Source organism: Burkholderia sp. 9120 (assembly GCF_000745015.1).
Classification (GTDB): domain Bacteria; phylum Pseudomonadota; class Gammaproteobacteria; order Burkholderiales; family Burkholderiaceae; genus Paraburkholderia.
The window spans coordinates 2,245,525-2,267,432 of the sequence record NZ_JQNA01000002.1 but is presented as its reverse complement, the minus strand read 5'-3'; the positions used below and the strand labels follow the sequence as shown (position 1 = coordinate 2,267,432).

Genomic DNA, 21,908 nt, shown 5'->3' with positions numbered 1-21,908 from the left:
TTAAAAAAGCCCGCACTTGATGCGGGCTTTGTTTTTGGTGGGTCGGCCTTCGAGGCCGATTCACAAGCGCTAGCGATAGTAGCGCGCAAGCACCATGCAGACCGATGAAATCGTGGTGCCTACGATCGCGAAGGGAATCGTGGCAGCAATAAAGCGGTGGCGCATTGCTTGATTTTCGATGACGTAGTCGATCAGATTGGGCATGTGACCTCCCTGTTTGTAGAGATCACGAAAGTGTAACTCAGCGACCTTAAATTAATTAGGTTGACGAATAATGGGATGTCGAATAGGAGGCCGCGACGAGTGTTGTGATGATCAGCGATGCCCACATCAGCAACCGCCCGGGCACCTTCTCACTATTTTCGTCGGCGGGGCGCGGCATCGAATCGGCCGTGCCAAAAGACACAATGATGGACGAAGTGACGATGAACATGCCATGCCAGAGCAAGCCGGCAAACATCAAGGCACGCCCGCCGGTAGAAGCGCGAGAAGCCGAGCAAAGGCAGCAGCGCGAGCGGCGCGAGTATCGGCACGCCGACATTGAAAAACAGCCAGGTTAGACGGTTAAGAAAATCGAACATAGGAACGTACGGTGAAAACGATCCGGTGATGATCCCGCCGTCGCCGGATCATGGTCAATATGCCGAACGGCCAGCTTGCGTGCGAGCATGGCAGGCCTCATCATTCGCTGGAACCGGCTCACTGCTCGCCGCAGCAGCGGCTCGTAACCAACCGAACGTGAAAAGCAATGCTTGAACAGCATCATTAGCAATTGCGGATTAAATAGAACCGTCAGTGAACAAACTCCCTATAGTCGGAAGCCTCCCAGACACCATCCACGCACGAGGTTTCCCAATGAAGCGCTTTCTCCGTCCGCTGGCCGCGTTCGCCACGCTGCTCGCACTGTCCGCGACGTTTGTTTCCGCGGCACACGCCGACACCAAAGAAGTCGTGATCGCGTATCAGGACATGGTGGTGCCGTGGCGTTACGCGCAGGTCACCGGCGAAGTCGAGAAAGCCACCGGCTACAAGGTGACGTATCGCAAGCTCGGCAGCGGCGCCGACGTGATCCGCGCGCTCGCCTCCGGTTCGGTGCAGCTCGGCGAAGCCGGGTCGAGCCCGATCGCGGCGGGGTTGTCGCAAGGTGTGGATATCTCGCTGTTCTGGATTCTGGACAATATCAACGACGCCGAAGCGCTGGTCGCGCGCGACGGCTCCAACGTGACGAGCGTAGCCGGATTGAAAGGCAAGAAGATCGGCGTGCCGTTCGTGTCGACTTCGCACTTTCATACGCTGGTCGCGTTGCAGAGCGCGGGCGTGAATCCGGCCGACGTGAAGATCGTCAACCTGCGGCCGCCTGAAGTCGCAGCGGCCTGGGCGCGCGGCGACATCGACGCGACTTACATCTGGGACCCGGTGCTGGCCAAGGTCAAAAAGAACGGCAAGGTGCTGATCACGTCGGGTCAGGTCGCGCAGCAAACCGGCAAGGCGACCTTCGACGGCTTCGTCGTCGATCGTAAGTTCGCGAGTCAGAACGCCGAGTTTGTCGCGCGCTTCGTGAAGGTGCTGGCTGCGACCGACGCGAGTTATCGCGATCACACGTCCGCGTGGACCGCGGCGTCGCCGCAGGTGGAAGCCGTCGCGAAGGAGTCCGGCGCCAACGCGCAAGACGTGCCGGCGAGCCTCGCGCTATACGCCTTCCCGACGCCCGCGCAGCAGGCGTCGAATGCATGGCTGGGTGGCGGCGCGCAATCGGGCGCGGCGAAATCGCTGGCTGCGACCGCTACTTTCCTGAAGACGCAAGGCACGATCCAGAACGTGCTCGCCGATTATTCGAGCGGCGTCGATCCGCAGTTCGTGCAGCGCGCGGCGCATTGATCGACGCAGGTTGTTTCACATCCGCAGTATGAGGTCGAGCAATGAGCGGTCTTGAAATTCGACGATTGCACGTCGCCTATGAAGGCGCACGCGGCGCGGCGCCTCACGTCGCGCTCGCGGATGTCGATCTGCATATCGGCGCCGGCGAGTTCGTCGTCGCGTTGGGCGCGTCGGGCTGCGGCAAGACCACCTTGCTCAACTGCATTGCCGGTTTCATCACGCCGACCGAGGGGGAAGTGCGCCTGAACGGCGAACTCGTGCGCGGCCCTGGCGCGGATCGCGGCGTGGTGTTTCAGAAGTACGCGCTGATGCCGTGGCTCGACGTGCTCGACAACGTCGCGCTCGGCTTGCGGTTTCAGCGCGTGCCGAAGGTGGAGCGCGAGCGCATCGCGCGCGAGATGCTGGCGCTGGTGGGACTCGAAAAGCATGCGCGTTCGCGGGTCTATGCGCTCTCGGGCGGTATGCAGCAGCGCGTGGGTATTGCACGCGCGCTGGCGAGCGACCCGCAGGTGCTACTGATGGACGAACCGATGGGCGCGCTCGATTCGATGACGCGCGAGTCGATGCAGGAACTCGTGCTCGACGTGTGGGGCCGCACGCGCAAGACGGTGTTTTTCATCACGCATAGCGTTGAAGAAGCGCTGTTTCTCGCAACGCGTCTTGTCGTGATGACGCCGGGTCCGGGACGCATCGCCGAGAGCTACGATCTGCCGTTCGCACGGCGTTTTCTCGAGACGCGCGACGCACGCGCGGTGAAGTCGTCGCCGGATTTCATCGAATGGCGGGAGCGCCTGGTGCGTCGCCTGCATGAGCGCAATCAGGAAGAGGTGGTGTCGTGACGGCTTCACGCGAATCATTGAGCACGGTGCCTGTGAGCCGGAAAAACGAACCCGCCGCAGGCAAAACGCGGCCCACCAAAGGCTGGCGTTTGCCGGGCGAAGGCCCGACTGCGACATTGAGCGCGGTCTCGGTCACCACGCTCGCAGCGCTCTGGTGGTTCGCCACCCATTTGCATTGGCTGCCGCCGTTATTTCTGCCGACGCCGGAAGCCGTCTGGGCAGCTTTCCTCGATGCGTGGCATGGACGTATCCAGGGCGGTTTGCCACTTTCCGAGCATCTCGCCTGGAGCGCGCTGCGGGTATTCGGCGCGTTCGCGCTGGCGGCGCTCACGGCGGTGCCGGTGGGCATTCTGATGGGCGTGAGCCGGGTCGCGCGCGGCCTGCTCGATCCGCCGCTCGAGTTCTATCGACCGTTACCGCCGCTCGCTTATTTGCCGCTCGTGGTGATCTGGTTCGGTATCGACGAAACCGCGAAGATCGTCGTGATCTACCTCGCGTGCTTTGCGCCGATCGCAATGGCGGCACGCGCCGGCGCGCGCAGCGCGACTGTCGAGCAGATTCATGCGGCGTATTCGCTGGGCGGCCGTTTTTCGCAGGTCGTGCGGCACGTGGTGCTGCCTGCTGCGTTGCCGGAGATTTTGACTGGGTTGCGGATCGCGATCGGCTTCGGCTGGACCACGCTGGTCGCCGCTGAAATGGTCGCGGCCAGTGCGGGGCTGGGCCAGATGGTGCTCAATGCGTCGAGCTTTCTGCGCACCGACGTGGTGGTGATGGGCATCGTGCTGATCGGCCTGATCGCGTGGCTGTTCGATCTCGGCATGCGCGCGCTGGAACGGCGGCTGGTGCCGTGGAAAGGACGGGTGTAAGAGGTCGCTGCGGGTCTCGTGCAGCGACGCAAACCACGCCGCTGCAAACCGACACAGCGGCTAGTGATGCCGCTGCAAACTCATGCAGCAACTAGTCACACCACCACAAACCACCCAGCGCCGACACCTCTCAAGCAAATAACTCGATCACCCGCCAGCCACGATCATTAGCGATACTGCGCAAACGCGGATCGGGGTTCGTCGCGACGGGATCGGTGACGCGCTCCAGCAGCGGCACGTCGTTGATCGAATCGCTATAGAACCAGCTTTGCGGAAAGTCCTGCAGACGGTGCCCGAGCGACGCCAGCCAATGCTCGGTACGCGTGATCTTGCCGTCACGGAAGGTCGGCACGCCGACCGCCTTACCGGTGAAGCGCGCCGCGGGATCGTCGCCCTCAGTGCCCAGATCGATTCCCAGCAGATGATCGAAGCCGAGCGCCTTGCCGATCGGTGTCGTGATGAACACGTTGGTGGCGGTGACGATGCAGCACAGGTCGCCCGCCTCGATATGACGCTGCACGAGTTCGCGTGCGGCCGGCAAGATGGCCGGCGTGATCACGTCGCGCATGAACTGCGCATGCCATGCATCGAGCTGCTCGCGCGAGTGACGAGCCAGCGGCGCCAGCGTGTAGTTCAGGTAGGCCGCCATATCGAGCGTGCCGGCCACGTACTGCCGGTAGTAACCATCGATTTCTTCGGCGTGCCGCGCCGCGCCTTCTATTCCCAAGCCAGCAATGAAGTGGGCCCACGCCTGATCGCTATCGAGCGGCAGCAGCGTGTGGTCCAGGTCGAACAGCGCAAGATTGCGGCTCATCCAGAGTCCTTTTCTATTTAATGGGTCGAATCAGCCGTGTGGCTGAGGCGCATCAGCCGGCACACAGCAATCCACAGTTTGCCACGAGCCTATAGTCAAAAGCACAAAATTACAATAAGGCAAAAATGTGCAACACTACTGTCACATACGCTTCGCATAACGCGTCAGCGCGGCATGCGGTTCGGGTCATGGCAGCAGAAACGGGCAGCACCTTATGTTGATTCTCCTTAACCTTCTGGCCGGCGTGGCGCTCCTCGTGTGGGGCTCGCACATTGTTCGTACCGGCATCCTGCGGGTCCTCGGCGCCGATCTGCGCAGCGTGCTCGGCCGCAGCACCGCCAGCCGCTGGCGGGCGTTCCTCGCGGGCGTCGGCGTCACGAGTCTCGTGCAAAGCAGCAATGCCACCGCGGTGATCGTCACGTCGTTCGCGGCGCAGGGACTGTTGCCGCTCACCAGCGGTCTCGCGATCATGCTCGGCGCCGACGTCGGCACCGCATTGATGGCGCGAATCCTCACGCTGGATCTGTCGTGGCTCTCGCCGATTCTGATTCTGCTCGGCGTGCCGCTATTCCTGTCGCGCAAGCAGAACCGAATCGGCCAGGCCGGCCGCACGCTGATCGGGCTCGGGCTGATCCTGCTCGCGCTGCACCTGATCGTCGAAGCCGCCCAGCCGATGATGCAAGGCGCCGGCGTGCGCGTAATGTTCGGCGCCTTGACCGGCGACACCATGCTCGACGCGCTGGTCGGCGCCGCATTCGCGATGCTGTCGTACTCAAGTCTCGCGGCGGTGTTGTTGACCGCGACGCTAGCGTCGTCCGGGGTGATTTCGCTGAAGGTCGCGCTGTGCCTGGTGATCGGCGCGAACCTCGGCAGCGGCTTGCTGGCGCTGCTCGGCACCGTCGCCCAGAACGCGGCGGCGCGGCGGCTCGCGTTGGGCAGCTTCGCGTTCAAGCTGGCCGGCGCGCTGCTGATCCTGCCGTTCGCGCCGTTGCTGGCGCGCGGCTTGCCGGTCTTGATCGCGAATCCGCGCGAAGCGACAGTGGGTTTTCATCTGATCTACAACACGCTGCGGTGTTGCGCGTGTCTGTCGCTGATCGATCCGGTCGCGGGTATCTGCGTGCGCGTGCTGCCGGACCGGCCGCTGCCGAACGGCGAGTTGCGGCCGTTGCATCTGGACGCCACGGCGCTGTCCACCCCCACGCTCGCGCTCGCCCATGCCGCGCGCGAGGTGCTGCGGATCGGCGACATCGTGCGCACCATGCTCGACAACGTCGCGGACCTGATTCATCACAACAGTCTGGATAAAGCTCGCGAAACGGTCCGCATGGACGACGACGTCGACGAACTCTACGCAGCGGTCAAAACGTATCTGACGCTGATCTCACGCGAGCAGCTCGACGAAGCGGACAGCCGCCGCTGGACCGACATCATTTCATTGACGATCAATCTGGAGCATGCGGGCGACATCATCGAGCGAATCGTCAGGGATATCGAGGAAAAGAAGATCGCGCACCGTCTGTCGTTTTCGGAAGAGGGACTCGGTGAGCTGGACGACCTGCAGGCGCGGCTCGTCAGCAACCTGCAACTGGGTTTGTCGGTGTTTCTGAATAACGACCTGCGATGCGCCGAGCGTCTGCTCGCGGAGAAAGAGCGCTTTCGCGATCTGGAGCGCGCGTATTCGTACAAGCATCTGGACCGGCTGGCCGGGCAAACGCTGCGCAGCATCGAAACCAGCGCGCTGCATCTGGATCTGATCAGCGACATGAAGCGGCTCAACTCGCTGTTCTGTTCGACTGCCTATCCGGTACTCGACGCGGCCGGCGCGCTGCACGACACGCGCTTGCGCAAGCGCGCGCTCGATACGATGCATGTGAAGGAATAGCGCCCACCTTTGACGAGGTGAAGCGCGAAACCTAAGCCAGAACAATCTCTTCCAGCTTCTTTTTCAGCGCGGCAAAATCGGCGGCTTCGGCCGCCTTTTTATTGGTGACGAGCACATCGATCCGCTCCACTGGGCAGTATGAAATGCGGCTGCGCTGACCGATCTTGCTGTAGTCGGCGAGGATCACCACGCGGTCCGCGTTGGCGACCATCGCGCGCGCCACTTCGGTTTCGGCGTGATCGTAATTGGTCGCGCCGTGCCGGTGATCGACGCCGACCGGCGAGAGCAGCGCCAGGTCCGCGCGATAGCGTTGAATATCGAGCACGGTGGTGGCGCCGGTGGTTGCCATTGCCCGGTCACTGATCGAGCCGCCGAGCAGAATCACTTCGTTAGCGGCGTCGGTTTGCTCGACGCCGCCACGCATTTTCAGCGCGACGTCGATCGAGTTGGTGACGATGGTCAGGTTCGCCAGCTTTGCCAGTTCTTCGGCGAGCGCCGCAGTCGTGGTGCCGGCGTCGATGAAGAGCGTCTGGCCGCTCGCGATCAAACCGGTTGCGGCTTTCGCGATGGCTGTTTTGGATTTGACGCGCATGTGCGCGCGCTCGGCGATGGGTGCTTCGTCAGCGGGTTTGATCGCGCCGCCATGCACGCGCCGCAGTTCACCGAGTGCTTCGAGGTCGAGCAGATCGCGCCGCACTGTTTCGCGCGATACACCCAGGTCCGCCATGATCCGTTCGGTCGACACGCGCTGCAGCGTGGACAGCAGCGCGCGAATTCTCTGATGACGGTCTTCCTGCCACATGCATTTTTCCTTGAATGCCCACGCGCGTTCACGCAGCCTGGTTTTAAGAACGATATCGTGGACACGAATGTGTGTCCAAACTATGTCAAGCGTAGTACTTTAGTCGGATTGTGTTGTATTTTTTTGGCAGCTTGCAAGTTTGTGTATTTCACCTTAGCCTTCGCAAATCGAAGCGTTACGGCTGTTTCGAACATCAAATGTTCGAAAAGGAATTGAAATGTCCGATTTCGAGCATTTTGCGGCGTTTTTTGGCAATCTGATTGACCCAAGCCGTCGCCATAATGAAGCTTGGGGTCGGCTGGCTGAGCGAATTGCCGGCGGTGTCTGGCGTGGCTGGATGCAGCACGATTCGTGATCCTGACAATGATACGGCAACGCTTCATACGATTCGCGGGGATCTTGCATAGGCCGTTCGGCCAGCTATCGCGCCGCCTGGCTTGGCGCGATACTACGCGCGGAGCTCGCGTGTGAAGACAGCCGGAAGCATGCCTATGCCGTCGTGGCCGTCACGGCCGGTAACGCGTCGAGAGCATATTTAACCCGCTCTATCGGGAAGGTAACGAGACGTGGCAAACGGGATTCATGAGATGAGCCGCACCTTGAGCGCAGACTGGCCGTATCCGCGGCTGGTCGCGCATCGCTGCGGCGGCACGTTGGCGCCGGAAAACACCTTGGCCGGGTTCGACGCCTGCGTGCGTTACGGCTACCGCATGGTCGAATTCGACGCCAAGCTTTCCGCCGACAATCAGCTCTTTCTACTGCACGACGACACGCTCGAGCGCACCACGAACGGTCACGGCGCCGCCGCCGATCACACGTGGGCGCAACTGAGCACGCTGGATGCTGGCGCCTGGTTCGGCGACAGCGCGCAATTCGCAGGCAACCATCTGCCCACGCTCGCCGAGGCGGCCGAGCGCTGCGCGCGTGAGGGCATCGCCGCGAACATCGAGATCAAACCGTGTCCGGGGCGCGACGCAATCACCGGCGCGCTGGTGGCAAGCGGCGCATCGACTTTGTGGCAAGGCCAAACGCCGCCGTTGCTGTCGTCGTTTTCGTTCGAGGCGTTGGCGGCGGCGCGCGACGCGGCGCCTGCGCTACAGCGCGGCATGCTGTTCGAAGAAGTGCCGGCGGACTGGTTGCGGATCGTGCGTGAGCTCGACTGCGTGTCGCTGCATGCGAGCCACCGCTATCTGAGCGAGCCGCTGGTCGCCGAGATTCGCGCGGCCGGGCTGCGCGTACTGGCCTACACGGTGAACGACCCGGTGCGTGCGCAACTGCTCGCGCAATGGGGCGTCGACATGATTTGTACAGATCGCATCGATACACTGCATCACGACATGTTCTCCACGCCGGCCTGAACAGGTCGGAGGGCGCGCGCGTTGCTGCACATCGGCGCACACCCTGAAGCTCGAACTAGAAATTTTCCAAACGTAGCAATTTCGGCAGAGGATGAGGAAGACCATGAACCGCACCGCGTTAGTCCGTTTACTTTCCATGTCGGCAGCGGCGGGCGTCGCCGCCGGCGCCAGCAGCATGGCTTACGCCGCGCCGCTCGACACACTGATCGCCGCTGCCAGGCAGGAAGGCCAGCTCACCGTGATCGCGTTGCCGCACGACTGGTGCAACTACGGCCAGCTGGTGGCCGGCTTTCAGAAGAAGTACGGCATCAAGATCAACGAACTGAATCCGGATGCGGGTTCGGGCGACGAAGTCGAAGCGATCAAGGCGAACAAGGGCAACAAGGGCCCGCAAGCGCCGGACGTGATCGACGTGGGTCTGTCGTTCGGTCCGACCGCGAAGGCCGAAGGCCTGCTGCAACCGTACAAGGTCGCGACGTGGAACTCGATTCCGAAAGACTCGAAAGACGCTGACGGCTACTGGTACGGCGACTATTACGGCGTGCTGTCGTTCGAAGTGAACGCCGACATGATCGACAAGGCGCCGACCGACTGGAGCGATCTGCTCAAGCCCGATTACAAGAACGCCGTGTCGCTCGCAGGCGATCCGCGTACCGCCAACCAGGCTATCCAGGCCGTGTTCGCGGCCGGTCTGTCGCAAAGCAAAGGCGACGCGAGCAAGGCCGGCGCAGCAGGTCTGAAGTACTTCGCCGATCTGAACAAGAACGGCAACTTCGTGCCGGTGATCGGCAAGGCCGCTTCGCTCGCGCAAGGCACCACGCCGATCGTCGTGCGTTGGGACTACAACGCGCTGGCCGACCGCGACACGCTGAAGGGCAACCCGAAGGTCCAGGTGGTGATTCCGAAGACGGGCGTCGTCGCCGGTGTGTACGTTCAGGCGATCAGCGCTTACGCGCCGCATCCGAACGCCGCCAAGCTGTGGATGGAATACCTGTACTCGGACGAAGGCCAGATCGGCTGGCTGACGGGCTACTGCCACCCGATGCGCTACAACGAACTGGTGGCCGGCAAGAAGGTGCCGCAAGCGCTGCTCGACAAGCTGCCGCCGCCGTCGTCGTATAAGAACGTGGTGTTCCCGACGCTGTCCCAACAGGACGCCTATAAAGACACCATCACGAAGCAGTGGGACCAGGCGGTCGGCGCGAACGTCAAGTAAGCGACGCGGGTCGCCGCGGCGGCGGGGCACGCTCCGCGCCGTGGCGGCGAACCGTAATCCGAAGTATTGCCGTCGGCGTGCTGCTCGAGTTGAGCGGCACGCCTGGCGTTTTGCCAGACAGTCTCAAGGGTGAGCTATGAGCGCTTCATCGGATGCTGGAGCGGTGCAGCCGGAATTGCTGGTTCCGCTGGTTCCGCCTGTGCCCACGCCAACGCCTCGCGTCGACGGTCCGGGCCGCGCGTCGCAGTTTCTTGCCTGGATCGGCGTGGTGCCGTTCTTTACCTTCGCGCTGTTGTTCCTGATCTTGCCGACCGGCTTTCTGATGATCGGCGCATTCCAGGACGCGCAAGGTCATTTCACGCTCGGCAATTTCCGCGATCTGCTGCAGCCCACCGTGCTGGACGCGTACTGGATCAGCTTCAAGGTGAGCGCCGCGTCGTCGCTCGGCGGCGCCGTGATCGGCTCACTGCTCGCGTGGGCCGCGGTGCAGGGCAAACTCCCCGGCTGGATTCGCCCTACGCTGATGACGTTTTCCGGCGTGGCGTCGAACTTTGCCGGCGTGCCGCTCGCGTTTGCTTTCATCTGCACATTGGGGCGCGTCGGCCTCGTCACCGTGCTGCTGAAAAAGTATCTCGGCTTCAACCTTTACTCCACGGGCTTCAGCATTCTGAGCTTTTCCGGCCTGACGCTGACCTATCTGTATTTCCAGATTCCCTTGATGGTGCTGATCGTCACGCCCGCGCTCGACGGCCTGAAGCGCGAATGGCGCGAAGCCTGCGACTGCCTGGGCGGCACCTCGTATCAATACTGGCGCTACGTCGCGCTGCCGGTGCTGTGGCCGAGCGTGCTCGGCGCGGCGCTGCTGCTGTTCGCCAATTCGTTCGGCGCGGTCGCCACGGCTTATGCATTGACGGGCAGCTCGCTGAACATCGTCACGATCCTGCTGTATGCGCAGATTCGCGGCGACGTGATGCACAACCAGAACCTCGGCTACGCGCTCGCGCTCGGCATGGTGCTCGTGACCGGGCTGTCGAACGGCGGCTACATCTGGCTGCGCTCGCGCGCTGAAAGGGGACGTCGATGAAAAGCCAATCGCGCGTAGGGGCGTGGACGGCGATGATCGTCGGCTCGCTGTATTTTCTGATTCCGCTGATCGCGACCTTCGAGTTCAGCATGCGGATGAAGCGCGGCGTGTACAGCTTCGAGGCGTATCACGTCGTGCTGAGCGATCCGCGCTTTCAGGCCTCGTTCGGCTATTCGATTTTGATGGCGTTACTGACGATCGTCGTCGGCGTGCTGCTGGTGGTGCCAACCGCTTACTGGGTGCAATTGCGGCTGCCGAAGCTGCGTCCGCTCGTCGAGTTCATCACGCTGTTGCCGCTGGTGGTGCCGGCCATCGTGATCGTGTTCGGCTATCTGCGCATCTACAACAGCAGTTCGATTCTGCCGCTCACCGGCAACGAGCGCGCGACGGATCTGCTGCTGGTGTGCGGCTACGTGACGCTGTCGCTGCCGTACATGTACCGCTCGGTCGACGCCGGTCTGCGCGCCGTCGACGTGCGCTCGCTTACTGAAGCGGCTGAGTGCCTCGGCGCGAGCTGGCCCACCATTCTGTTCAAGGTGATCTTTCCGAATATCCGCTCGGGCATTCTGTCCGGCGCGTTTCTCACCTTTGCCGTGGTGATCGGCGAGTTCACCTTCGCGAGCCTGCTCGACCGGCCCGCATTCGGTCCGTATCTGCAACTGATCGGCGCGAATCGCGCGTACGAGCCCTCGGCGCTCGCGATCATTGCATTCGTGATCACGTGGGCGTCGATGGGATTGATTCAGGTATTCGGTTCGGCCCGCGCGTTGAGCGGCCAGAAAGTTTGACGTCGGTTTGACGTTAGGTTGACGTTAATAAGTTTGACGCACTGAGGCAGCGAATCATGGCATTCCTTGAGATCGAAAATCTGCACAAGTCCTTCGGGGCGAACACGGCGTTGCATCACTTCGACATGAAGATCGAGCGCGGCGAGTTCATTACTTTCCTCGGGCCATCGGGTTGCGGCAAAACGACCGTGCTGCGCATGATCGCCGGCTTCGAAACGCCGACGCGCGGCATCATCCGGCTCGACAACAAAGACGTCACGCATCTGCGCACGCGGCAACGCAAGGTCGGCATGGTGTTCCAGTCGTACGCGCTGTTTCCGAACATGACGGTGGCGGACAACATCGGCTTTGGGCTGAAGATTAATCATCGGCCGCAGGCGGAGATCAAGCAGCGCGTCGACGAGATGCTGCAACTGATCAAGCTGCCGCATCTCGGCGAGCGTTATCCGTGGCAACTGTCGGGCGGTCAGCAGCAGCGTGTCGCGTTGGCGCGGGCGTTGGCCGGCAAGCCGCAAGTGCTGTTGCTCGACGAGCCGCTCTCCGCGCTCGACGCGAAGATCCGTATTTCGCTGCGCCAGGACATTCGCGCGTTGCAGCGCGAGCTGGGCATCACGTCGATTTTCGTCACGCACGATCAGGAAGAGGCGCTGTCCATTTCCGACCGCATCGTCGTGATGAACGAAGGGCGTGTGGAGCAGATCGGCACGCCGTCCGAGATCTACAACTATCCGCGTACGCGCTTCGTGGCGTCGTTCGTGGGCACGCTGAATATTCTGGCGGGGCACGTGGTCGATCCGGCTACCGGCCGGATGGCGGTGGATGGTCAGGAGTTGACGACCACCCAGGCACTGCCGTCGGACGACGCCGGCAAGCAACGCCTGCTCGCGCTGCGGCCTGAAGCGATCGTGCTGGAGCCGGCCGCGCCGGGCCGCAACACGCTGAACGCGACCGTCGAAGAAGTGAATTTCCTCGGCGCCGTGGTGCGTATCAGAACGCGCGTGAAAGACGCAGTGATTTCGCTCGATGTGTTCAACGACCCGAATCGCGGTCTGCCTGAGCGGGGCCAGCCGGTGTCGCTGGGTTTCTCGCACGAGAATCTGCTTGTGCTGGAAGAAGGCGCGGTTTAAACGTCGCTGGTTCAGGCGGCGCGTCTTCCGCTGAGTAAGGCAAAAGCGCGCCGCCAAAAAGCCTCGGGGTTTTCCCGAGGCCCGCGTCTCGATGCATTCTGGATTCCCCGACACCCTTCGTCCGGATTTCCGGAATCCCGGACGGCATATCGCGTCGCGTCTCAAAAAAACCATAAAAATCAACGCGCCGAGTCCGGCATCAAGCTGGCATCGACCTTGCAATTTAGAACACGCGGCCGCAACGGTCCGACAACTAAAGCAAGGAGACAACGATGTCTGATTTCCCTTCCCGGTATTTCTGAATTCGTCGTCTTGTCGCGGCCTAATGCCGTGCTCAAGCGTGACGAGTTTTCGCATTCGTTCGCATGATGCGCGGCGTGGCAGGCCATGAGCTCATCCATATCGCAGGAAACATCGTGAAAAAACCTATCCATAAAGTGCTGTACGTCCAGGTGATCGTGGCGATCATCATCGGCATCGCGCTCGGACATTACTACCCGAATCTCGCCGTCGACATGAAGCCGCTCGGCGACGGTTTCATCAAGCTGATCAAGATGGTGATCGGGCCGATCATCTTCTGTACGGTGGTGACGGGTATCGCCGGCATGGAAGATATGAAGAAGGTCGGGCGCGTGGGCGGCAAGGCGCTGCTGTACTTTGAAATCGTCTCGAGCTTCGCGCTCGTGCTCGGCCTGATCGCGACGCACGTGCTCAAGCCGGGCGTCGGCTTCAACATCGACCCGGCCACGCTCGACGGCAAAGCCGTCGCGTCGTACGCCGCGAAGGCACACGGCCAGACGACCGTGGACTTCCTGATGCACATCATTCCGGACACGCTCACGTCGGCTTTCGCGCAAGGCGAAATCCTGCAGATCCTGCTGATCGCGCTGCTGTTCGGCGCGGTGCTCGCGACGGCCGGCGAGAAGGGCAAGGTCGTGACGAATTTCATCGACGGTCTTTCGCATGTGCTGTTCGGCGTAGTGCGCATCATCACGAAGCTGGCGCCGATCGGCGCGTTCGGCGCGATGGCCTTCACGATCGGCAAGTACGGCATCGGCTCGCTGCTGCCCATGCTCAAGCTGATCGGCACGTTCTATCTGACGTCGATCGTGTTCGTGGTGGTCGTGCTCGGCATCATCGCGCGCGCGGTGGGCTTCAATATCCTGCGCTTCGTCGCGTACATCAAGGAAGAGATGCTGATCGTGCTGGGCACGAGCTCGTCGGAAGCCGCGCTGCCGCAACTGATGCTGAAGCTCGAAAAGCTCGGCTGCTCACGCTCGGTGGTGGGCCTCGTGGTGCCGACCGGTTACTCGTTCAATCTCGACGGCACCAACATCTACATGACGATGGCCGTGCTGTTCATCGCCCAGGCGACCAACATCGACCTCACGTGGACGCAGCAGCTCACGCTGCTGGCGGTGACGATGCTGACCTCGAAGGGCGCCAGCGGCGTGACGGGCGCGGGCTTCATCACGCTGGCTGCGACGCTGGCCGTGGTGCCGACCATTCCGCTGTCAGGCATGGTGCTGATTCTCGGCATCGACCGCTTCATGAGCGAGTGCCGTGCGCTGACCAACATCGTCGGCAATGGTGTGGCGACGGTGGTGGTGTCGGCATGGGAAAAGGAACTGGACCGCGACAAGCTGAATGCCGCGTTGCGCGGCGAAGTGGCGGTCAAAGAGCCGGCCGGCGTTTAAGCCGGGCTTCGGCTCCGGTTTCGACGTTCAGCGCGGTTTTTACTTCAACCTCGACCTCCACGGCCGCCCGCATATGAAACGGGTGGCCGTGCGCCCAACCCCCGCGCCGCCGGCCGACGAAACTCGCGCCGGCGGCGCTTCGCCTTATGCCACAATAAACGATCCCCACCGATCGGATATTGCCAACGTGACGCGCCGCCTGCTGATCCTCTTCGCGCTCGTCGTCGGGCTCGTGGCGGCGTGCGGGCTCACGTACAGCATTGCGTGGCAACGCGGCATCGACAATTTGCGGCGCAACGCTGCGGTGCGCGTGGATCGCACCGCCAACGCGCTGAAGAGCACGCTCGAGCGCTACGAATCGTTGCCTTATCTGCTGGCTGAACATCCCATCGTGCAGGACGTGCTGGTCGATCCGACGCCGGCCAACGTGCAGCGCGCCAATCTCTATCTGGAAGACCTCAACCGCCACGCGCGCGCTACGGTCACCTACATCATTCCGCTCGACGGCTATTGCGTGGCCGCGAGCAACTGGCACGGACCGCAAAGCTTTATCGGCGCGGGTTATCAATTCCGGCCGTATTTCCTCGACGCGGTGAAGGGCGGCGTGGGTCGCTTCTTCGGCATCGGCACGATCTCGCAGGCGCCCGGCTATTACATCTCGCAGCCGGTGCGACGCGACGGGAAGATCGTCGGTGTGGCGGTCGTTAAACTCGATCTCGAATGGTTCCAGGGTGCGGATGCGTCCGAGCCGCTCGTCGTTGCCGACGACCACGGCGTGATCTTTCTCTCGTCGATGCCCGCGTGGAAATATCACACGATCCGGCCGCTGTCCGGCCAGGTCGCCGATTCGATCTACCAGGCGCGTCAATACGCGCAACAGCCCATCGCGCCGCTGCCCGTCACGATCGAGCGCACGCTGGAGGGCAATGCGCAGATCGTGCGCATTGGCGGCGGCCGCTATGCGCCGCGCTACCTTGCGTCGCGGCGCGGCATGGGCGAACCGGACTGGCATCTGATCACGATGTCGCCCGTCGATCCGGTCGATGCGGACGCGCGCAATGCAACCATCGTCACGGCTTTCGGCTACGTGTCGCTCGTGTTGTTCGCGTTCTACTGGCGCATGCGCCGCGCTCGCGTGCGCGAGGTGATGCGCAGCCGCGCGATGCTGCAAAAGGCGTACGCGGAATTGAACCGGCGCGTGGCCGAACGCACGGCCGACCTCTCCGAAGCGAACGAGCAATTGCACAAGGAAGTGGCCGAACGCACGCGCGCCGAACAGGAATTGCGCGCCGCGCACGACGAGCTGATCCAGGCGAGCAAGCTCGCCGCGCTCGGTCAGATGGCGGCGGGTATCACGCATGAATTGAATCAGCCGCTCGCTGCGTTGCGCGGTTTCTCGGACAACACGCTCGTGCTGCTTGAGCGCGGCGACCAGGCGTCGGCGCGCGAGAACCTCGAAGCGATCGCCGCGCTCACCGAGCGCATGGGCAAGATCACCAATCAGTTGAAGCTGTTCGTAGGACGCGCGCGGCCACGCAGTGCACGCGCGCCGATCGTGCGGGCGTTGCGCAACGTCGTCGCGCTGCTGCAAAAGCGCTTGCAAGGCGTGGAAGTCGAGTACGTGCTAGTCGACGCGGACGCCGGCAGCGCCACGCGTACGCCGCTCAGTCTCGCCGATGACCATCCCGACCTGATCGCGCATTGCGACGACCTGCGGCTCGAACAGGTGTTGATCAACCTGCTCGGCAACGCGCTCGACGCCACCGCCGGCCTGAAGCCGCCGCGCATCACGATCGAGATCGACGTGTCGGCTAGCAACCTCTCGTTCGCGGTCAGCGACAACGGCCCCGGCGTTCCCGACGACGTCCTGCCGCGTCTGTTCGAGCCGTTCTTCACGACCAAGGAAATGGGCCAGGGACTGGGCCTCGGACTGGCGATCTCGTCGTCGATTGCCCGCGATTGCGGCGGCACGCTGGTGGCACGCAACGCGGCCGACGGCGGCGCACTCTTCGTCCTGACGCTGCGCCGCGCGCGCGTGCAGACGAGCCACACCCCGGACCCGTTGACCACGGGTTCATGAATCAGACGGAAAACGCCATGCTGAACCACGGCCTGCAAGTGCTGTATATCGAAGACGACGAACTGGTGCGGCGCGCAAGCGTGCAGAGTTTGCAACTGGCGGGCTTCGAGGTGATCGGCCATGCGTCGGCGGAATCCGCAGCGAAGATGATCCGCGCGGATTTCTCCGGCGTGGTGGTCAGCGACATCCGCTTGCCCGGCGCGAGCGGTCTCGATCTGCTCGCGCAATGGCACGAGCGCGCGCCCGACGTGCCGGTGATTCTGGTCACCGGGCACGGCGATATCTCGATGGCCGTGCAGGCCATGCGAGACGGCGCCTACGACTTCATCGAAAAACCGTTCGCGTCGGAGCGCCTGATCGAAACCGTACGGCGCGCGTTGGAGCGCCGCAAGCTGGTGCTTGAGAATATCGCGCTGCGTCGTGAGTTGGCGGAACAGAATTCGGTGGCACCGCGAATCATCGGCCGCAGTCCGGCAATCGAACAGGTGCGTCGGCTGATCGCCAATGTCGCGCCGACCGATGCGTCCGTGCTGATCAACGGCGACACCGGCGCGGGCAAGGAGTTGATCGCGCGCAGTCTGCACGAGTTGTCGCCGCGACGTGACCGGCCGTTTATCGCGGTGAACTGCGGCGCGTTGCCGGAGCCGATGTTCGAGTCGGAAATGTTCGGCTACGAGCCGGGCGCTTTCACCGGCGCGGCGAAACGCCGGATCGGCAAGCTCGAACACGCGTCGGGCGGCACGCTGTTTCTCGACGAAATCGAAAGCATGCCGCTCGCGTTGCAGGTCAAGCTGCTGCGCGTGTTGCAGGACGGCGTGCTGGAACGGCTCGGCTCGAATCAGCCGATCCGCGTGAATTGCCGGGTCGTCGCCGCCGCTAAGGGCGACATGGCCGAACATGTCGCGGACGGTTCGTTCCGGCGCGATCTGCTGTACCGGTTGAACGTGGTGACGATCGCGCTGCCGCCGTTGGGCGAGCGGCGCGAGGACATCGTGCCGTTGTTCGAGCATTTTCTGCTGGACGCGGCAGTGCGTTATCAGCGGCCCGCGCCGATCCTCACCGACCGGCAGCGCGCCAGCCTGATGCAGCGCGACTGGCCGGGCAACGTGCGGGAACTGCGCAATGCCGCCGACCGCTTCGTGCTCGGTGTCGCCGACGATCCGGTGATGTCGTTCACCGACGACAGTGCGGCCGCGCAACCGTTGAAGGAACGCGTCGAGCAATTCGAGCGGGCGGTGATTGCTGAAGCGCTGGAGCAGACCGGTGGCGTCGTGGCGGTTGCGGCCGACAGACTGCAGCTAGGCAAGGCAACGCTATACGAGAAGATCAAGCGATATGGCCTGGCGGCCAAAGGCGAAGGGGAACGCTAGAAATGAAAACGCCGGCCTCGAAGTACGAGGCCGGCGTGTTTGAATCGGGTTCGCTCTGCGGGGCGGGGTAAAACTTAAGCCGCGTTCAGCGCCTTTTCCAGCAGCTTGTCGAGTTCCGCGAACTGCGGCTCGCCGACGTAGCGCTTCAGAATCTTGCCGTCTTTGTCGACGAGGAACGTGGTCGGCGTGAGTTGCACGTTGCCGAACTGCTTGGCGACCGAACCGTCGTCCATGGCGACCTTGAACGGCAACTGGCGGGTTTGCGAGTAGTTGGCTACGTACATCGGCGCGTCGTAGTTCATGGCGACGGCGACGAATTCGAGACCCTTGCCCTTGAAGCGGTTATAGGTCTGGACCATCTGCGGCATTTCCTTCATGCAGGTGTCGCAGCTGGTTGCCCAGAAGTTGACCAGGTAGACCTTGCCCTTCAGGTCGGCGGTCGATACTTTCTGGCCCGACAACAGCGTGAAGGTGGCATCCGGCACGCGCTGCTGACCGGCAAACGCGAAATAACCCGCGACGGCGATCGCCACCGCGACAACGGCAATGATCACGTAGCGAAGCGGATTCGCGCGCTTGGCGGCGGTAGACGGAGTGGAGCTCATGAACGGAACCTCGAGAGTCGCGCAGAACGCGCGGGACAGTGCGCCGGTTTGGGCCTTGGGGCCCGGGACTGTTTAGTGCCGCTATTGTAGCGCCATTCGGGTGGCGGGGCAGGACGCCGGCCGGCAGCGGATAATAGGGTTTTACGTTCTCGTCAGTCCGATCTTCCGTCCCCATGTTCCGAACTGCTTTTGACGTTTTGCATCGCGCCGGTTTCTTCTTCGCTCGAATTCCGCGTCGTCCTTCCTTTTTCAGCCGGTTCGCGGCGGGTTCGCGCGGCAGTCTCCCAACTGCCGGCGCGGCCGCTGCCCGGCGTGCGCCGCGCGCGTGGACGCTCTTCGGCACCGCCGCGTGCTTGCTGGCGCTGGGCGCCGCGCTGAGCGCCTGCTCGCCGACTTTCGACTGGCGCACCATCATGAATAACGACAACGGCTACACCGTCGATCTGCCGGCCAAGCCGGGCAACGATCAGCGGGCGGTGCAGATCGGCGGCGTCTCGATGCAGATGGCGATGCAAACCGCCGAAGCCGGCGACGCGGTGTTCGCCGTCGGCACGGTTATGCTGCCGAACGACAACGAAGCGACCCAGCGCGCCGCGCTGGACTTTCTGCGCACGGGGCTCGCCCGTAACGTGGGCGCCGCGCCGGACGCGCGGGCGGTCCAGATTCCGCTCGCCGCGGGCGGCCAGGTGCTGGGTCTGGAAATGAAGCTGAGCGGGGAAGCGGGCTCGCAGCACGAAACGCGCACCGTCTACGCGCGGTTGGTGGCGCACGGTCGCCACGTCTACCAGGCGGCCATCATCGCGTCCAAACCGCTGCAGCAGGAACAGGTCGACCAATTTTTTTCGTCGTTCCAGCTGTATTAAAAGAGGTATTTTTGGCCGATTCGGCGCACGCCAGATCGTTGGACACAGTGAAAGTTCATTCGTAGCATCGCGCGCTAATTCCCGGTTTACGTTGAAGTTTTTCCATTACCCGCAGGTCCTGTGGATAACTCTGTTGAGAACTCAGCGAAAATTGTCGCGGATGCCCATCTGGTGGGCACTCTGTCAGATTCGGCTCGTGCTTCATGATTAAAAAAACTCAATAAAATCAATGCTTTTCTCGTGCGCGCGTCGGTGGACCTTTCAGTTGTATCCAAATCTGTTTGGAACGCCCGTATGTGCATAAGTCAAGTCTTGACAGCATATTTTTCGCCTCATAGCGATCCGAAAGCGCGGCGGTACTGAATCGCCTCGCCGACTTGCGCGACGCTCGGCATGGCCGCGCCGGCGAGGTCCGCAATGGTTCGCGCGACCTTCAAAACCCGGTAATAAGCGCGCGCCGACCAGCCGAAGCGCTCGCCGGCTTCGCGCAGCAGGGCTTCGCCCGCCGCGTCCGGGCGACAGACTTCGTCCACTTCCCGTCCTGAGAGTTCGCGGTTGGTTTTGCCTTGCCGTTGCAACTGCCGTTCGCGAGCCGCCGCCACCCGCTGGGCGATGCCTGCGCTGGCTTCCCCGATTGCGCTCGAACGACCCGACAGTTCCGCCGACGTGAGCGCCGGAATCTCGATCTGGATATCGATTCTGTCGAGCAGCGGCCCGGACAGCTTGCGCAGATAGCGCGCCGCGATCTCCGGCGTGCAGCGGCAACGTCCGCCCGGGTCGCCGCGCCAGCCGCACGGACACGGGTTCATCGCGGCGATCAACTGGCAGGCCGCCGGAAAATCCGCCTGCAAGGCGGCGCGCGAAATAGTGATGCGGCCGGCTTCGAGCGGCTCGCGCAGCGTCTCAAGGACATGGCGGTCGAATTCAGGCAGTTCGTCGAGGAACAGCACGCCGAGGTGCGCCAAGGTGATCTCGCCGGGTTGCGGCGGATTGCGTCCGCCGACCAGCGCCGCCGCGCTCGACGAATGATGCGGCGCGCGAAACGGCCGCTGCCGCCACTGCGACGGCACGAAGCCCGTGCGGCTGGCGGACAGCAGGGCGGCTGAGCTGAGCGCTTCGTCGTCGGTCATGGGCGGCAGCAGGCTCGGCAAGCGCGCGGCGAGCATGGACTTGCCCGCGCCGGGCGGTCCGATCAGCAACACGTGGTGTCCGCCGGCCGCGGCGACTTCGAGTGCACGACGCGCGCCGCGCTGGCCGATGATGTCCGCCATGTCTAGAGGTAGTGCGGCAGGTGCGATATCGGTGAGGTTGAGAGCCGCAACCGGCTCGAGCCGCGAGTCCGGTTCGCCCGCGAGGTGGGCGCAGAGCGAGGGCAGGTCGGCGGCGCCGTAGACATCGACGCCGGGTACGAGCGCCGCTTCCGCTGCGCTCGCGGCGGGCAGGTAGAGCTGCGGCGTGGGATGGGTCGCGCCCGCGGCTAGCGCGGCCGAGACCGTGGAGTCGACAGTCGTCGCCACGCCGCCATGCAAAGCACCTGCACCACGGGCTGTCCCGCACGCCATCGCAAACGCGCCGCGCATGGGCCGCAGCGCACCGGTCAGCGACAACTCGCCGGCAAACTCGCGATGCAACAACGATTCGGGGGGAATCTGCCCGCTCGCCGCGAGAATGCCCAGCGCGATCGGCAGATCGAAACGGCCGGATTCCTTCGGCAAATCGGCGGGCGCCAGATTGACGGTGATACGTCGCACAGGAAAATCGAAGTTGCAGTTCTGCAGCGCCGCGCGCACGCGCTCGCGGCTTTCGCGTACTTCGAGATCAGGCAGGCCGACGATCGAAAAAGAGGGTAATCCGTTCGCGAGGTGGACCTCGACGGTTACTTCAGGCGCGCGGCCAGAGGCCGGCGCGCGACTGCGCACCACGGCAAGCGACATGTTTTCTCCCGTCGGACGGCGCGCCGGGGCGCGCGCAAGTCCCCTAAAACGCTGATGACGTCACGGCTCGCTTGCCTGTGAAGTGGGCAGCACTGCGGCAGCGTTGACGCTGCGCAGTAGGGCGTTACGGCGTCTGGGTCGCGACCGGCAGCTTCTGTTCGAGCTCGGCGACGCGGCGCTCCAGTTCTTCAAGGCGCGCGCGGGTGCGCACCAGGACCTGTGTCTGCGTATCGAATTCTTCACGCGTGACCAGGTCGAGCTTCGAAAAACCCTGCGACAGCATGGCTTTGACATTGCGTTCGACATCTTTGGCCGGCGAGTTCTTGAACAGCTCGCTCATGCGCGCCTGGAAGTCGTTAAAAACGTCGTTCGGTTGTTTCATCGTGTTCCCCTTGGTGCACAAAAAATGTGCATGTTTCGTTACGTCTGTGCTTTGTTACGGCGAATGGGCGGTCTTGGTGCATTGCCCGTTGCGTGCCGTTGCCGCATGAGCCCCTTTGGTGCGCGCCCGTGCGTTCAGAACCTTCGAACACTCTAGCAACGATCCAAACGCCGCGCCAGCGCGCCCGGCCAACGTTGGCCATCCGGCCAGGGCCGCCTGCGCCCCTTTGCCGGCGTGCCCGCTGCGCAGTCTGACACAACATGGCATGCGAGTTGCTGTTACTGCCCCGCGCGCACTGTCGGGAGCTTTTTACCGGCAGCGAA

General features: G+C 63.1%; 21 protein-coding genes. 15 read left to right on the top strand and 6 right to left on the bottom strand.

Annotation, left to right across the window (positions count from 1 at the left end; all coding sequences use genetic code 11):
• Positions 1–69 precede the first annotated feature (69 nt).
• Positions 70–204, bottom strand: coding sequence for a hypothetical protein (locus tag FA94_RS39770; RefSeq protein ID WP_286166020.1), 135 nt, complete (start codon positions 202–204; stop codon positions 70–72).
• Positions 205–311: 107 nt separating this feature from the next.
• On the opposite strand from FA94_RS39770, the gene FA94_RS38705 reads away from it, so the two are divergent.
• From FA94_RS38705 to FA94_RS18250, 4 genes are all read left to right on the top strand, one after another.
• Positions 312–560: a hypothetical protein gene (locus FA94_RS38705; RefSeq protein ID WP_156126669.1), complete on the top strand. Its 249-nt coding sequence runs from the start codon at positions 312–314 to the stop codon at positions 558–560.
• Positions 561–855: 295 nt separating this feature from the next.
• Entirely contained in the window at positions 856–1,878 is a 1,023-nt protein-coding gene (gene tauA / locus FA94_RS18260; protein WP_035553743.1) for a taurine ABC transporter substrate-binding protein, read from the top strand.
• A gap of 41 nt (positions 1,879–1,919) precedes the next feature.
• Positions 1,920–2,717: a taurine ABC transporter ATP-binding protein gene (locus FA94_RS18255; protein ID WP_035553741.1), complete on the top strand. Its 798-nt coding sequence runs from the start codon at positions 1,920–1,922 to the stop codon at positions 2,715–2,717.
• Positions 2,718–2,749: 32 nt separating this feature from the next.
• Positions 2,750–3,583 (top strand): ABC transporter permease subunit, encoded by an 834-nt coding sequence (locus FA94_RS18250; RefSeq protein ID WP_231584984.1) that lies wholly within the window; start codon positions 2,750–2,752, stop codon positions 3,581–3,583.
• 130 nt (positions 3,584–3,713) lie between these two features.
• Here the strand turns inward: FA94_RS18250 and FA94_RS18245 are convergent, their stop codons facing one another.
• On the bottom strand, positions 3,714–4,397 hold the full coding sequence (locus FA94_RS18245; protein ID WP_035553736.1) for a histidinol-phosphatase: 684 nt from the start codon (positions 4,395–4,397) through the stop codon (positions 3,714–3,716).
• 214 nt (positions 4,398–4,611) lie between these two features.
• Between FA94_RS18245 and FA94_RS18240 the strand changes: the two genes are divergently transcribed.
• Positions 4,612–6,279, top strand: coding sequence for a Na/Pi cotransporter family protein (locus tag FA94_RS18240; protein ID WP_035553733.1), 1,668 nt, complete (start codon positions 4,612–4,614; stop codon positions 6,277–6,279).
• A 31-nt stretch (positions 6,280–6,310) separates the two neighbouring features.
• On the opposite strand, the gene FA94_RS18235 is transcribed toward FA94_RS18240, so the two are convergent.
• The gene (locus FA94_RS18235) at positions 6,311–7,081 is read right to left on the bottom strand and encodes a DeoR/GlpR family DNA-binding transcription regulator (RefSeq protein WP_035553731.1); all 771 of its coding nucleotides are present in this window, start codon (positions 7,079–7,081) and stop codon (positions 6,311–6,313) included.
• A 217-nt stretch (positions 7,082–7,298) separates the two neighbouring features.
• Here FA94_RS18235 and FA94_RS38700 point away from each other — a divergent pair, with 217 nt between their 5' ends.
• The 9 genes from FA94_RS38700 to FA94_RS18195 all read left to right on the top strand — a co-directional run bounded on the left by FA94_RS38700 (position 7,299) and on the right by FA94_RS18195 (position 17,801).
• Entirely contained in the window at positions 7,299–7,436 is a 138-nt protein-coding gene (locus FA94_RS38700) for a hypothetical protein (RefSeq protein WP_156126668.1), read from the top strand.
• 211 nt (positions 7,437–7,647) lie between these two features.
• A complete protein-coding gene (gene ugpQ / locus FA94_RS18230) occupies positions 7,648–8,439 on the top strand; it encodes a glycerophosphodiester phosphodiesterase (protein WP_035553728.1) in 792 nt (263 codons plus the stop codon).
• A gap of 103 nt (positions 8,440–8,542) precedes the next feature.
• Positions 8,543–9,655, top strand: a complete 1,113-nt coding sequence (locus tag FA94_RS18225) for an ABC transporter substrate-binding protein (protein WP_035553726.1) — start codon at positions 8,543–8,545, stop codon at positions 9,653–9,655.
• 136 nt (positions 9,656–9,791) lie between these two features.
• A complete protein-coding gene (locus FA94_RS18220) occupies positions 9,792–10,739 on the top strand; it encodes an ABC transporter permease (protein ID WP_035553723.1) in 948 nt (315 codons plus the stop codon).
• Positions 10,736–11,527 (top strand): ABC transporter permease, encoded by a 792-nt coding sequence (locus FA94_RS18215; RefSeq protein WP_035553722.1) that lies wholly within the window; start codon positions 10,736–10,738, stop codon positions 11,525–11,527. The genes FA94_RS18220 and FA94_RS18215 overlap by 4 nt, the downstream gene beginning before the upstream one ends.
• A gap of 56 nt (positions 11,528–11,583) precedes the next feature.
• Positions 11,584–12,654, top strand: coding sequence for an ABC transporter ATP-binding protein (locus FA94_RS18210; protein ID WP_035553718.1), 1,071 nt, complete (start codon positions 11,584–11,586; stop codon positions 12,652–12,654).
• Between the two features lie 416 nt (positions 12,655–13,070).
• Positions 13,071–14,351 carry a dicarboxylate/amino acid:cation symporter gene (locus FA94_RS18205; RefSeq protein ID WP_035562467.1) on the top strand — a complete coding sequence of 427 codons (1,281 nt, stop codon included), beginning with the start codon at positions 13,071–13,073 and terminating at the stop codon, positions 14,349–14,351.
• 73 nt (positions 14,352–14,424) lie between these two features.
• Positions 14,425–16,431, top strand: coding sequence for a sensor histidine kinase (locus FA94_RS18200; RefSeq protein ID WP_035562464.1), 2,007 nt, complete (start codon positions 14,425–14,427; stop codon positions 16,429–16,431).
• Positions 16,432–16,448: 17 nt separating this feature from the next.
• Complete coding sequence (locus FA94_RS18195) at positions 16,449–17,801, top strand: sigma-54-dependent transcriptional regulator (RefSeq protein ID WP_179707085.1); 1,353 nt, start codon at positions 16,449–16,451, stop codon at positions 17,799–17,801.
• Positions 17,802–17,875: 74 nt separating this feature from the next.
• Here FA94_RS18195 and FA94_RS18190 read toward each other — a convergent pair whose 3' ends face one another.
• Entirely contained in the window at positions 17,876–18,406 is a 531-nt protein-coding gene (locus tag FA94_RS18190; protein ID WP_035553716.1) for a TlpA disulfide reductase family protein, read from the bottom strand.
• 173 nt (positions 18,407–18,579) lie between these two features.
• Here FA94_RS18190 and FA94_RS18185 point away from each other — a divergent pair, with 173 nt between their 5' ends.
• A complete protein-coding gene (locus FA94_RS18185) occupies positions 18,580–19,269 on the top strand; it encodes a hypothetical protein (protein WP_035553713.1) in 690 nt (229 codons plus the stop codon).
• A 332-nt stretch (positions 19,270–19,601) separates the two neighbouring features.
• Here the strand turns inward: FA94_RS18185 and FA94_RS18180 are convergent, their stop codons facing one another.
• Together FA94_RS18180 and FA94_RS18175 are read right to left on the bottom strand one after the other, a co-directional pair.
• Positions 19,602–21,203: a YifB family Mg chelatase-like AAA ATPase gene (locus tag FA94_RS18180; protein ID WP_035553710.1), complete on the bottom strand. Its 1,602-nt coding sequence runs from the start codon at positions 21,201–21,203 to the stop codon at positions 19,602–19,604.
• A 124-nt stretch (positions 21,204–21,327) separates the two neighbouring features.
• Entirely contained in the window at positions 21,328–21,585 is a 258-nt protein-coding gene (locus FA94_RS18175; RefSeq protein WP_035553708.1) for an accessory factor UbiK family protein, read from the bottom strand.
• Positions 21,586–21,908: the final 323 nt, after the last annotated feature.